This window comes from Paenibacillus sp. SEL1 (genome assembly GCF_054602535.1).
The window spans coordinates 3859567-3872472 of the sequence record NZ_CM137723.1 but is presented as its reverse complement, the minus strand read 5'-3'; the positions used below and the strand labels follow the sequence as shown (position 1 = coordinate 3872472).

The following is a 12906-nucleotide window of genomic DNA, read 5'->3' as shown; positions in this document are numbered from 1 at the left end:
TTTTGATCCCTGTCTCACAAACGGGGGTCAGTCCCTATTATCCCCTTGAAGTCTTTTATAGTTTTGATATCACCTGTAAAAAAACCCATGATGACAATTAGTATAGCAGTAGAAGCAACAGTTAGAGCAATCGACAGTGGTGTTACCATATATTTCTTGTTACTCTTGTACAATAGCTTTTCAAGAGGAGTTGAGTTAATTAACGCAATAGCTTTGAAAATTAGTACGGCTAGTGCGACTACAGATCCAGCTCCGACTAAAGGCAAATATTTAGTTATAATTTCCACGCTTAATCCTCCACTAGATTTCTTTCTTATGCACCCTAATAAAATCATGGTTTTACTACAAGAGTCACCAGTATCTAGTTACCTGAAGCGATAAGCTTTTCAGCCTTACGATCCTTAATCTTATCCTTATTCCTATAATCATCCCATGAATCCAAACTCAAGTATGGCTCTGCTTCAATAATATCTTTTACCTTGCTGTGCTGTTGTTCTTTGAATAGCTCAATCATTTTAATTAAATCGTTGCGATCCAACAGCTTTACTCCATTATAACTGGCTAACTGTTCACACGAAGTTGTGTATTTGCTTGAAGTAATGACAATAGATTTCTTAGCTCTGTAAAATCGCATAGAACTATAAACTTCCTGAACTGCGCTCAAACCAACAGGATTGCTTATTGCATACCGTTTAGCCTGAATGACATTACGGTAGCCCTCTCTGTCCGTAAATACCAAATCTGTTCCAAAATCTCTACTGTCTTGTGTTTTATACGCATCACCATAGCCTAAACACTGGAACAGCCTGAACAGATACATTTCAAAGTCCTTGCCATCCTCCATACGGTCTATTTCGTTAATGCCAATTTTATAAGGGTCAATATTCTGCGTTACTTTATACGGTTCCTGAACTCTAGGCTTCTTAAATAAGCGTAGCAACACCAAAGCAATCAATACAACAACGACACACACTATCACAAATATAGACAACAATGTTCCTCCTTAGCTACTTTGGCTCTTTTTCACACTATCTTATAATACAACATATAGGGATAATTTCCCATATATTTTGGATAAGTATAGTAAATTGTTAACAAAGAAACGTCTATTGCTAGGCGAATAGCTTCATATTCATGGGGGATGACTCTTCTTGACTCCTGTATACACATTCCTTCTTGTTTTGCCTTCCTCTTTGTAACCTTTGCTTCACATAGACATGCAAAGAGCCTAGACCAATTTTTTAAGCTTATATGTTGTACATTTTATTGAACGTCATTCCAGGTTTAGTGAATCACGAAGAAAAAAGAATAAAATTCCTGATTATAAGTAGTTTTCTTTTCCTTATACTTTTGACAAACTGTCATAAGCCTTGTTATGACTGGATTTAACGTAATGTTAATGTTAGACGCTGTGTACCTAGATTTTCAGGGGTTTTATCCATAGGGCTAACACCAAAGATTGAGTAATAATGATTACATCATTATTCCTTTTTCTTGATTTAAAACAATATAATTGACATAATATCAATAAACATCCTTACCAAAGATTTTTAAGATCGCTATATTTATAGACTTTTCCTACATTACTTTGAATGGCTTCATAGTACAAGAATTCTACTTTTCCAAAAACATTATTGGAGGCTAACAAATGAGTAAATTTGAAAAAAATCTAATTAAGTATTTGTCTTACGGTTTTTTTGTAGGAATATACTATTCCTTTATTAAAGGGCCAACAACAACGAGTACTCCGATCAACGGTATGTTTCAATTTTATACGGTACCCACTTCTACTTTTATTTTCAGAACATTATCAACCTCGTTTCTACTAAGCCTCTTTGCTGGAGTGGTGTATACAATTACTTTTTTATGTATAAGAGGAAATAAGTAGATTTTACCTGAATAATTTCAAGGTTAAAGAAGCCGTCCAAGCAACGGCTTTTCTTAATTAACGGTTCGAAGCAAATATTTATGAAAGCTTGTCCTGCTTGATTTTAGGCTTAAATAAAGAAGATTTTAAATCCCCTGAAGTAGCCATATCTTAGACGCGCCACACATGAGTAACCACGGAGTTGGAGATAGTCAGCAGCGTTGTTTTATGCAGTTTGACCTCGACTCCGATAAATGTTTGCTCACCCACTTGTACGGGTTCCATGTGTATCATGGTTATTACATACACCTCCTCTTTGTTCACCCAGGATATTTCATGTAGCCTTTTATAGTCTTTAAGTCATTCCTCTTCTCCAATTGAAATATCTTTTATATGGACATTTTGTAACTGCTTGATTCCCTTATCCATCCAACAATTATATTCAAATTGATATTGGAGCCATGGTGAATAACTCGGATTTATGTTGTTAGATTTAATGGGTTAGGAAGTACAGGTAGGTCAGTTAAACAGCTAACTACAATAGCTACGGGTTCCCCTACTTCAACCACCAGCCCATTCCACTTTGGATACACTACACCTGCTATTTGGAACAATATGAAATTTCTAACTAACAATAGTTCCAGTTCAGTTTACCCAAGTAGTGTCTCAGCTTAAAAGCAATGATGTATGGACTTATGGAGGAAAAATAGATTATACTACATCGGGGCAGTCAGAAAGATATTTCTTTTCAGTAAATTGATTATACTTCGAATTAAAAAAGGAGAAATACATCATGAAAAGGTTCTTTACAGTCTCTGTATTTCTTATTTTTTCACTTGTATTAAGCATTCCAGTTAGCGCCAAACATCCTTATAGTTATACAATTAATGTAGAGGTAAACAGTGTTCCTATCAATTTTGGAGCTAATTCAGATGTGCCTCCCTATATTGACAATGCTACAGAAACAGTTTTTGTTCCTCTTCGTTTTGTTTCTGAAAATTTAGGAGGAAAAGTAATAGATTGGAACAAATCTTTACAACAAGTCACCATCGAATCAAAAGATGGAACTGTAATTAAATTAGCGGTCGGTAGCAAAATTGCATATGTCAACGGTGAAAAGAAAACCTTGTCTGTTGCACCACAGAGTCCGGTAACTCGTATTCAAGTTCCACTGCGAATTGTTTCTGAAGTATTGGGAGCTAAAGTTGACGCTAAAAAAATAGATGGGACATTAAATGTGAACATTACAACTTCCAATTAACATTTCTTTAATCTAGACTACCTTCTTTACTTATAAGGTAGTCTTTCTCATTTAGTTCTCATTCAATGCGTACTCTTGCATGTTAAAAATAACATTCATTTCCGCCTCTTTCAACATTCGTTTACATATCACTCTGAACTCATGTTACATAGCCTTTTTGTTGACCAGAGCTAATGTTTTGTGACTAATTAATTGACCATCCCAAGTTTGCAGGAAAAGATCAATGATAAAATGTATACGGGTAACTTTATATGGCTTGTTTGCCATTAATAATTCTCATATTAATGCATAAAGCCATATGAGCATTCGCTTCTGTATTGTTGAACTAGAGAAAACTTATGGGATTGAACATGGAAGAGATAGGGGAAACCAGTATTCAGCAAAAGAGGCAAAGTCAAATAATTTTACTTTGGCAAAACACAGGAGGATTTATATTACACAATTTATCATAGAAAAGAGGGGATGAATTACATCCCCTCAGAGTGTCGAGAAAGTCCAGAGGACTTTTCGACACTCTGACCGCCCCGTAAAGGGGCGGTTTTCTTATGCTTGCATAAATGCTTCTAACGGTTCCAGAGTCGCGAACGTCTTCTTCGCATCCTTCTTCCGTTGCTCATCATAGAGTTTGGTCAACTCTTCGAATGATTTAGCTTTAATCTTCGTATAACTCGATTTGGTGTATCTGATTATGTACGTCTTTACCCCTTCCTCTTCACTCCACTCGTAAACGACATCATATTTGTCCCTCAAATTATTTAAATGAAGTGACCGGCGCAACACTGCAAAGTGTTCTTTAATGGCTTCATCACATTCCTCCATAATCTTCTCGTATGTGCAGCCAACTCGCATCAGAATCTCCAATGCCCGTTCATCGCCGTATCTCGCGAGAAATTCCTTCAACGAAACCAGCGCATATAGCATTATTTGTTCCTTGTCATTTGGATTCCTGTATTCATAACAGCCTACAACCAAATTGCGGTCGGTCATTTCCTCCTTACTGAATTGCATATTAAACAAATACTCGAGTGTCTTTTGCTTCATAACGGTTTCCAACATCTGTTCTTTATCAATCCTGATGCCCGTTGTCACCCACGGAAACGGTAGTTGGCCGTTACTTTCACGCGGTATGCTACCCCTAAGATTCAAAATCGGCATACCCGTAGCCATTGCGTACGACCTGTTATATCCGTCGCCCGCGAATATTTCCTGTTCTTCTTGCATGTGTCCTGCCCCTCCTTTTAGTACCAAGTTCCATTCGGCGCGTAGTGCCACCAGTTGTCTGCGAAGTGAATCTCCACTCGATTCCAGCGAATTGCGATCCAAATTATCCTCCGCACTTTCCAGTAATATCTTGGTTAAGCAATAGTTCTCCGTTCGTATTATGAGCTGTGACCTACGCTTATGGGCTTTGTCACTTCCGCTCTTCCAGTCCCGCTATGTCCATTGTCAGGCAACACTTTTATTTCCATCTCTCCAGGCACTTCATGAAGTCTCCGTTACAATCGGTTAGACGAACCGAGGAATAAGACCCTATAGTAAACTATTGCATATCCATAAAACTACCACTTTTTTGTGTTGGTCTCCTATTAGTTCATCACCGCTGCTTTTCATGAACCCGCGAAGATACTTCTGGGATAAATTGTATCATATGAGAACCATAAGTCCATCTAATGGTTGCGTTATCCTGCCCGTTGGCTAATGCCGGCTGCCATTCTACAACTTTATTTTTCACGGTCTAATGCTTTGTTTTTCAGTCTAACACTTTATTTTCACAGAACAATAGTCTCATTAGACTATTTTGTTCTTTCCATAATTTTAAGAATGTATCATACTTCATAACATTCACGCACCTTCCGTATACTTTACCCATATCACTAAGTTAGTAGCCTGATTGAAGACTCTCCTGTTTAAACCCGCCTCTTAATTCTTAGGTGCATGCAAATTATCTTCTTTAACAGATAAATTACTATGAAAAATGAAAAAAGCTCACTCCCATTTTATTGTTAAAGGAGCAAGCTCGGTTCGTATTATTGAAGCCTACTTTATGATTCAAATGTCAACTTTTCGGGAAATATACCACCTTCTTTAACGAAGCAACGTGCCATCCGCTGTGCAGCCCTATCAAAATAAAATTTATTTAAATGACTCGGATCTGGTAAAGGTTCAATTTCAGAAAATAGCTTAGTCTCTTTGTTCAATTGAATTTTCCCCATAATGTGTTCATTTGGACCATATCTATAAATAACTACATTCTCATCCTCATGTTCTTTAAAAAGTAAAACAAATGCTCCCATTATAAAATCTCCTCTATTCTATTTCCCATGGACGACCCGACCTTACCGCAGCTTTATGAGCAGTCTCATAGTCTGTTTTAAATATACCCTCAAATCTGGATTCAAACAATTCATGATTAAGCAAATCCATATCTTTTTCTGTTTGTAATCCTTTTTGTAATCTATCCCAAGCTTGAGCTATTTCGTAATCAGAATGAAATCTGCCATAACCACTTGATTTTATATGTTCATTTATGAAAACGTGTTCTTTGATTCTTTGAACTCTACTTTCCTTCATTCCAGAATTTTCAGCTATTGCTCTTACATCACTATCAGAAGCTCTGATTTGATCATACATCTCATCTGCTTCAGCTTCTCTACGGAAATATTCATCAATTGAAAGATCGTTTCTTCCACCTGTTTGTACTTCTGTTTTAGGTTCAGATTCTATTGAATTACGCAATTTTGAATTCGTATTATTCTTCGGAATCTCATACTTAATAGATGATTTCAAACTAATTTTAGGCTTGATTACCGAACTAACTCCTCCAAACAATCCTGCTGTACCGATCATATTAGCCCAGTGTTCCTTTGACCAGGCATTGTTGGGATTAAATGCTCCCTGAATCATGCCCGATACCCCAAATGTACCGAAATTGAGCATGTCATTCCATGAATCGTTTTGTTTAGCTGCCCGTTCCATGTACCCTTGATACATTCCCTTCGGAATGCCGTACGACATATAATCTAGAAAGCTCCAGACTGAATCAAACTTTTTCTCATAGCGTACTGAATTAGCGTCTACAAAATCCTGGCCTAGTTCAGTTAAGCTATCTACTGATTTTTGGAACGCATTCCGTGTATCTGGAGCAGGAACAGCACATGAATTCGGTGGAGGTGGTAAACAACTTGCGTCAATGTTACCTGCTTCCATCAGATCTGCTAATCTGAATTTATCTGCATGGTGACGTAATTCCCTAGCAATAGAATCCGTCAAGGTAACAAAGTCATTCATATTATTCTGAGAGGTTTGGAAGGAATAGAAAAAGTGCTCTTTAGTTAGTCCTTCCCACAATTGCCCCATAGATGAAATTTGTTGTACTAAATTACTATTCATTTGAGTTGCCGTTTGCTGTGCTAACTCAAACTGCTTGGAGACAGCCATAAGCTGCTCAGGTGTCACTTTAATTGTTGTCATAATATACCTCTGTTTGAGTTCGTTATGACATAGTAACATTATTCCAATTTATGGAAAACTAACTTAATTCCTAATTGTTATGTGAAATAAGATAACTTTATACCTATGACCAAAAGCTTATAGTCATCGCTTTCAACTCCTGATCTTCAAACATATCCTGTAACTCAGGAATCAACTTTAGGAGTTTTTTATAGTTATGTAGCTGTTGTTTCGTGATACCGAGTTCCTTAACAATATCGGTAATATCTTTTAGATGGGCATTTTGTTCATCTGCTTGATTCCCTTATCCTAGCTCAACAACTAGTCATGTTTGACATTGGAGCATGGTAAATTGAAGTTGACGCATCTACGTATGAAGCAAGGTGTTTGTAAATGTCATCCTCCTTTATTCAGATTGACTAACTATGTAAAAGGCCCACTCCCGTTTTTATTATTAAGGAGTAGGCTCAAATTGTACTTTTTCAAATGTCTATGCTATCCCACAACTCTAGAATAGTCTTATCATCAATCTTCCCATTAATGAACAACTCTCTTGCTGATTCAAATGATTGCGAAAAACTGTCCCTTTCACGAGTAAGAAAGTACTCTTCTTCATTCTGGCTAATCCAATAGCTATCATTTTTATAGTAGAACTGAAACTCTTCTCCCATTTCAAAACGTTCCACCAATTCATCGTATTCCAAAACAGTCCCTCCTACTTCTTGTTAACTCTTTTAAATGTCCCATCTTCTTTCCATTCAAAAACATGTTCATGAGGCCACTCTGGATGCTGCTTTGAATTTCCATGATTCGTGTAGTCTACATCGCGTGTAGCCCTTCCATTTTCATCATAATATCTTCTTGTTTTTATCTCACCTGTATTTTTATCCAGAATATCAATTGATGAGTTAGGTTCACCTTTAGCTGGATGTGGATTCGTTGTCGTACTTGTATGATTTGATGAAGGAGTAACATCTATCGACGTTCCCTTGTTGGAAGTAAGTGTCTGTTTAACTGAACCTCCACCTTCTCCTTTCGCCATCTGCCACAATTCCGCTGAGCTCTTCCCTATTCCGCTTGCGCCTTTAACTGCGGTTGTACCTCCATGTGCCGCTAAAGCTGCTGAGCCAATCAATCCAGGTATTCCGATAATACTACCAACTCCCGTGGATGAAACAGCAACTGATAATCCTTCTCCACCTGTTCCAACGATTACCTCACCAGCTCCCTGCAATGTTGTAGCTACGTGACCAAGAATTTCACCTACTTTAGCTGCCATTGGATGATCATAGTCACGGTCTTTGTCAGGCAGCATCCCCAAGGTTAAATCTTCCTGAATAGCACCTTTCGCTCCCTGAGCAGTATCCCACAGAATTTCTCCTTGAAGCTTGCTAGCTTCCATCTGGGCTTCAGCCTTGGTGATCTCCGCTTTTCCGATCTGTTCAAAAATTTTATGTAACCAACCTTCGCCGCTTGATGCCGTTTTAACAGGCATACCATTCCCTGGCACATCCAGTACAACTTTTTCTCCATCTACCTGTGTGAAGTTTTTTGAAATAAAAATGAGTTCTTGTGCAACCGTAGAAAGTCGTTCAAGTGTCACGACCATGGATTGTCTAGAGACCTGAAAATCTTGGAAAAACCTCTCTCGGGTAGCACCAGACCAACCTTGTTGGACAAAATCAATTCTTCCATTCAGTAAATTCAACATACGTTCCATTTCGTGTTTACCATGCAAGAACTGGTCAGCCACTTCCATTAGCTTATCAGGTGGAACCAATATTCTCCCCAATTGATCACGTCCATTTTAATTTAGATGGAAATAATCTTATCAGAAGGAGATGTTTAGGGATATCCACCTGTTATCCTGAAATTTCCTTTTATATTATGTGACAAATGGACTGATATAAACGGATTTACTATGTCATAAGTATTGTATCAATGCCTGGCAAAGTAAATTATTTGACTTCACTCTTTTGAGAGCATCCAATTTTATAGAAATAATAGATTCACTAACAGATTCAAGTAATGCAACTGACTTTTTAATACAAACGAAAATATCATTGTTGAATTTTTTTGAAATATTGTGGAGGCACAAAATCGGCAAGCCAAACACCATTGTTAGCGATATAGAAGTTCACATTATTATCCAGCGCTTTTACTGTATCGACTTCAAGAATGACTAATTCACCACGTCTCTTACCTGCCAATGTTGCAAATTCAAGTGTCTCAGATAGATGAACATATTTTCTCCCCATTGGTTTAATTCCCTCGGTAATAATTTTATCAACTACTTTGCTATTTGTTCCGTGATAAAGAGCAGTTGGCGGAATGGATTCTTTGTAATCTAATCTTCCTGCACTGTGCCCGTAGTTCGCTCGTATGTATCCATTTACCATGTGGTATCGCTTCTTTAGACAATTAGTTACGACTTGATCAATCCCTGCTTCTCCTATATCCAACCATCTATTCTCTGATTTAATTGCTGAAATTAAGTCTTGCACGTGGCAATAACCTTCATGGTCCAACTTAATTCCAAACTGTTCTGGTGTATGCCTAAGAATTTTACTCATAAATTTACTAAGGCTCTCTTCTTGTTTTGGTGATAACATCATATACTCCTTCTAATGTAATATTTGCTTTATCTAAAGTAACCAATCTGATGATTCATAGCGTCTTGTGAAGTAAAGCACCAATCCCCCGATAAGGAAACATGTAGCTCCAATTAAAAAAAACCTTAGACTATATCTGCTATAAGCCTCCAATAATACTGCAACTCCCAGCCCACAAGGGAAATACCCGAAAATACCTCTTATCAAAGCCATGATAAAAAACTTACGATTCATACATTTTTCTCCTCACTAATCGTACTTCATTATATAAAAACGAACAAATTTATTTCATCCATATCCATCCCATTCCACAGCAATCCAAAGTCTCCAACAATAACTTCCATTCTAAGCCTAAATTAAAAAGACAACAGGTGATACCTGCTGCCTCTACTCGCCATTATTCAGCTTCCGTCAACATTTTTAAAATGCCAGTAAATGAGCCGTCAATCGACATAATATCTCCATTAACTTGTTTGCTAAATTGAGACTCAGTAAGTTTATCTTTTCCTGCTGTGTGATTCTTAATGAATTTTATAAGGTCTGCTTTCTGATTTGCAGTATCCTTTAATGCTTGTTCACTTTCTTTAATTTTTAACTGTTTTATTTAGTTCCACTTTAGCCACGCTGAGCTACTTCTTTAATTTATCGCAGTCAGCCTTGGATTGAGCTATTACCGCTTTACTTGACTTATTTTTCACTTCGTTTTTATACCGCGCTGATGCTTGACTTAATTTCTGAGTTAGCTCACGAACTTCTGCCCCCAGAACAGCATTAAGTTTTTTTTGTGCAACTTTAATTTCTTTTACACGATCTTTGTAATTCTCAAAGTATATTTTTTCGATTTCACTTGTTGACATTGCTTTTGTAGATGTTGCTGCCAATGCTTGTGATGGAATTAAAACAATAAACATTAATAATAGTAGAATAGCTTTTTTCATATGTATCTCCTTCTTAGGTAGTAGTGCAATTATCATAAGGGAAATGAAGGAAATAGACAATATGTCTTATTTTATTATCATGATATTTCTAAGGAAGCGTTAGAATGATTATAATAGAAATGCAAAACAAATAATAAACAAAATCCATTAAATACTTTTGCAAGCATTTGGAACTTAGCTCTGAACTCTCACATATTAGTTCATTTTAAATGGAACCGATATTTCTTCACCAATTTCATCTACAGTTTCCTCGCTGATTTCCCTTACATCTTCATCCAAATCTTTGTTTAAAGATTCTTTCATCAAGTTATAGCTACTTTTTAAGTTCAGATTAACAACAACTGAAGAATATACATCTACTATCTCTGAAGATGTATCATCCCATATTTTCTGGAGAAAGCTGTCTAATCTTTTTCTCAACGAATCACTTAACAATTCGTAAGTATAAGTCTCCCTGTCAGCAAATTCCGAAAAACATTCCAACGTTTCAAGAATTTTTAATTTCTCTAAATTTTCAATGGAGTCTAAATATTGAATAATATAAGACTCTAACTGTTCTTTAGACATAACATCAGGCAATTGTTTAATTTCATTCAAATTCATTGTTCACCTCCCAAGATCCACTGGTATATAGGTAATATTTTGCTGATGGGCCTTCCCATTCTCCACCCAAGAATCTGCCATTTCTTTGGTTACCCCTCGCTCCTGCATGGATTGTCGAGAACCCTGAAATTCCTAAAAAAATCTTTCTCGAGTAGCTCCAGACCTGCCTTGTTGGACAAAATCAATTCGTTCATTTCAGCATACGTTCCATTTCATGCTTTCCGTGTAAGAACTATTCAGCCACTTCCATCAATTTTATTAGATGGAACCAATATTCTCCACATACCATCACGCCCGCTTTAATTTTGATGGAAATAATCCTATCAGAAGGGGTGATTTAGGAAAATCTACTATCCTGTTATTTCCTTGTAATCCATGTGACATGTGAACTGAAATAAACAGATTTATTATGTCTTAAGTATTGTATGTCAATGTTAGAGGATGAAACTATGTTACTTATTATCCCCCTATTCATGCCTGAAATATGAGCAAATTCCAATAAATTCAAGCCTTCTTGTTGTAGATAGTGTTCTAATTTTGCTCTAATCGTAATCGTGGGTGTAATTTTCACATGGATAAACCACCCTTCAGCGTGAACTCACTATATGATGCATAGTTAAAATTATTATGTAATTGTGAAACAAGTAATAAAATGGTTTAGCGCTCTGATGGTACCATCTTTTTGGACAAATCATAATACTTTTCATGCAGTACTCGAGATACCTTTTTGGAAATTTTTCAAAATTTTTCTGATAAATAGATCATTTTGAATACTAGATCTTTTGTATTTTACTTAGTATTTGCAAAAAATATTTTAGGAGAATTCATCTTATGAAGAAAATACTAACAGTATCATTGTCTGCTGCATTAATGTTATCTTTGTCCGCTACATCTTTTGCGAGATAACAGTTACATAGCAAATGCGGAGCAATCAATATCTGCAACTCAAGATCAAGGTAATGCTGATGGTAATGAAGTCAAGGATACCTGTTTAATTACACCTATGGATGTTATAACTATTCCTGCTGTTCATCATATAGGAAAAGGAGCTTTCAAAGATTTCTTCACACTCTCTCCTCAGAACGGTAAAAAATTGAATATTTACACTAAAAATAATGGTTCGTCAACAGTTTATCTTAGTGTAAAAGTCAACGGTCAGGACTTCGGAGAAACAACTATTCCTGCTGGTGGACAAAAAACTAGGAATTTTGAACAATTAGTTGGTATTGGCTTATCAGGTAACTATAAAGTATATATTTACAACAATGACGGCTCTCTCTATGACCTTAACATAAGTGCTAGACAATTCTAATTACAAGTGGTTTGTCTCTTTTGTAAGATAGACTCCTGTTTTCATTCGAACGTCTTAAATTCCATTTTGAAATTTGTATGGAAGCTAAGTCGTAAAATTAGACCATGTGTAAAAAAATCGCACATTGGTTTCCAACTACTCAAAGGCTTGGATTATGTGTGTTGCCGTTTGATGTACAATATCAATAGTCTTCAATCATTATACTTTATAAATAGTATACTCTAGATTTAAAAATATTAATTAGAAGTTGTAATGTTCACATTTAATGTTTCACCTATTTTTTTGGCATCCACTTTTGCTCCCAACACTTCAGAAACAATTCTTAAAGGAACTTGAACACGAGTTGTAGGAATCTGCGGCGCAGCTAACATGGTTTTCTTTTCATCGTTGACATACGCAATCTTACTACCGATCGCCAATTTAATTATAGTTCCATCCTTTGATTCGATGGTGACTTGTTGTAAAGTTTTGTCCCAGTCCCTTACTTTCCCCCTAGATTTTCAGAAACGAAGCGAAGAGGAACAAAAGCTGTATTTGTAGCATTTTCAATTATATGGAGGTGAATCTGAATTAGTTCCAAAATTAATAGGAACACCGTTTACCTGTATATTAATTGTGTAATTATAAGGATGTTTTGCACTGGCTTGTACGCTTAGTACAAGTATAAAAATAAGGAATACGGAAACCGTAAAGAATCTTTTCACGATGCAGCTCTCCCTTTGTTAAAATCACAAAATTATCAATTTACTGAAAAGATATATCTTTCTGACCTCCAAGATGTAATTTTCCTGTGAGTCCATACATCGTTGCCTAATAATAAGAATAAAGCAAGGGAGTTGTTTTTTTATTCCAAACTTTGCTAT

Annotated in this window: 14 protein-coding genes and 1 pseudogene; 2 read left to right on the top strand and 13 right to left on the bottom strand. The window is 36.3% G+C overall.

What is annotated here, in order from left to right; all coding sequences use genetic code 11:
- Window positions 1–14: 14 nt before the first annotated feature.
- The 3 genes from ACYCSE_RS18065 to ACYCSE_RS18055 all read right to left on the bottom strand — a co-directional run bounded on the left by ACYCSE_RS18065 (window position 15) and on the right by ACYCSE_RS18055 (window position 2161).
- Window positions 15–287: a hypothetical protein gene (locus ACYCSE_RS18065; RefSeq protein WP_459699186.1), complete on the bottom strand. Its 273-nt coding sequence runs from the start codon at window positions 285–287 to the stop codon at window positions 15–17.
- Between the two features lie 74 nt (window positions 288–361).
- The gene (locus ACYCSE_RS18060; protein ID WP_254349344.1) at window positions 362–991 is read right to left on the bottom strand and encodes a restriction endonuclease; all 630 of its coding nucleotides are present in this window, start codon (window positions 989–991) and stop codon (window positions 362–364) included.
- Between the two features lie 1047 nt (window positions 992–2038).
- Entirely contained in the window at window positions 2039–2161 is a 123-nt protein-coding gene (locus ACYCSE_RS18055) for a hypothetical protein (RefSeq protein WP_302057232.1), read from the bottom strand.
- 499 nt (window positions 2162–2660) lie between these two features.
- Here ACYCSE_RS18055 and ACYCSE_RS18050 point away from each other — a divergent pair, with 499 nt between their 5' ends.
- Window positions 2661–3128: a copper amine oxidase N-terminal domain-containing protein gene (locus ACYCSE_RS18050; RefSeq protein ID WP_254349343.1), complete on the top strand. Its 468-nt coding sequence runs from the start codon at window positions 2661–2663 to the stop codon at window positions 3126–3128.
- A gap of 543 nt (window positions 3129–3671) precedes the next feature.
- Here ACYCSE_RS18050 and ACYCSE_RS18045 read toward each other — a convergent pair.
- The 9 genes and pseudogenes from ACYCSE_RS18045 to ACYCSE_RS18005 all read right to left on the bottom strand — a co-directional run.
- The gene (locus ACYCSE_RS18045) at window positions 3672–4451 is read right to left on the bottom strand and encodes a hypothetical protein (RefSeq protein WP_459699184.1); all 780 of its coding nucleotides are present in this window, start codon (window positions 4449–4451) and stop codon (window positions 3672–3674) included.
- 719 nt (window positions 4452–5170) lie between these two features.
- Window positions 5171–5422 (bottom strand): hypothetical protein, encoded by a 252-nt coding sequence (locus ACYCSE_RS18040; RefSeq protein ID WP_459699182.1) that lies wholly within the window; start codon window positions 5420–5422, stop codon window positions 5171–5173.
- 13 nt (window positions 5423–5435) lie between these two features.
- Entirely contained in the window at window positions 5436–6599 is a 1164-nt protein-coding gene (locus ACYCSE_RS18035; protein WP_459699180.1) for a WXG100 family type VII secretion target, read from the bottom strand.
- A gap of 461 nt (window positions 6600–7060) precedes the next feature.
- Window positions 7061–7282: a hypothetical protein gene (locus ACYCSE_RS18030; RefSeq protein ID WP_459699178.1), complete on the bottom strand. Its 222-nt coding sequence runs from the start codon at window positions 7280–7282 to the stop codon at window positions 7061–7063.
- Between the two features lie 11 nt (window positions 7283–7293).
- The gene (locus ACYCSE_RS18025) at window positions 7294–8370 is read right to left on the bottom strand and encodes a WXG100 family type VII secretion target (RefSeq protein WP_459699176.1); all 1077 of its coding nucleotides are present in this window, start codon (window positions 8368–8370) and stop codon (window positions 7294–7296) included.
- Window positions 8371–8638: 268 nt separating this feature from the next.
- Window positions 8639–9190 (bottom strand): RNA 2'-phosphotransferase, encoded by a 552-nt coding sequence (locus tag ACYCSE_RS18020; RefSeq protein WP_459702547.1) that lies wholly within the window; start codon window positions 9188–9190, stop codon window positions 8639–8641.
- Between the two features lie 629 nt (window positions 9191–9819).
- Window positions 9820–10128 (bottom strand): hypothetical protein, encoded by a 309-nt coding sequence (locus ACYCSE_RS18015; protein WP_459699174.1) that lies wholly within the window; start codon window positions 10126–10128, stop codon window positions 9820–9822.
- A gap of 195 nt (window positions 10129–10323) precedes the next feature.
- A complete protein-coding gene (locus ACYCSE_RS18010) occupies window positions 10324–10731 on the bottom strand; it encodes a hypothetical protein (protein ID WP_459699172.1) in 408 nt (135 codons plus the stop codon).
- A gap of 135 nt (window positions 10732–10866) precedes the next feature.
- Window positions 10867–11015, bottom strand: a pseudogene (locus tag ACYCSE_RS18005) (WXG100 family type VII secretion target); the annotation flags it as partial.
- A gap of 611 nt (window positions 11016–11626) precedes the next feature.
- Here ACYCSE_RS18005 and ACYCSE_RS18000 point away from each other — a divergent pair.
- Window positions 11627–12043 (top strand): hypothetical protein, encoded by a 417-nt coding sequence (locus ACYCSE_RS18000; RefSeq protein WP_459699171.1) that lies wholly within the window; start codon window positions 11627–11629, stop codon window positions 12041–12043.
- A 236-nt stretch (window positions 12044–12279) separates the two neighbouring features.
- On the opposite strand, the gene ACYCSE_RS17995 is transcribed toward ACYCSE_RS18000, so the two are convergent.
- Entirely contained in the window at window positions 12280–12462 is a 183-nt protein-coding gene (locus tag ACYCSE_RS17995; RefSeq protein WP_231109516.1) for a stalk domain-containing protein, read from the bottom strand.
- Between the last annotated feature and the right edge of the window lie 444 nt (window positions 12463–12906).

Coding starts and splice junctions, on each gene's coding strand:
- ACYCSE_RS18050 (WP_254349343.1), top strand. CDS start 2,661: ATGAAAAGGTTCTTTACAGTCTCTGTATTTCTTATTTTTTCACTTGTA.
- ACYCSE_RS18040 (WP_459699182.1), bottom strand. CDS start 5,422: ATGGGAGCATTTGTTTTACTTTTTAAAGAACATGAGGATGAGAATGTA.
- ACYCSE_RS18035 (WP_459699180.1), bottom strand. CDS start 6,599: ATGACAACAATTAAAGTGACACCTGAGCAGCTTATGGCTGTCTCCAAG.
- ACYCSE_RS18015 (WP_459699174.1), bottom strand. CDS start 10,128: ATGAAAAAAGCTATTCTACTATTATTAATGTTTATTGTTTTAATTCCA.
- ACYCSE_RS18055 (WP_302057232.1), bottom strand. CDS start 2,161: ATGATACACATGGAACCCGTACAAGTGGGTGAGCAAACATTTATCGGA.
- ACYCSE_RS18010 (WP_459699172.1), bottom strand. CDS start 10,731: ATGAATTTGAATGAAATTAAACAATTGCCTGATGTTATGTCTAAAGAA.
- ACYCSE_RS18020 (WP_459702547.1), bottom strand. CDS start 9,190: ATGTTATCACCAAAACAAGAAGAGAGCCTTAGTAAATTTATGAGTAAA.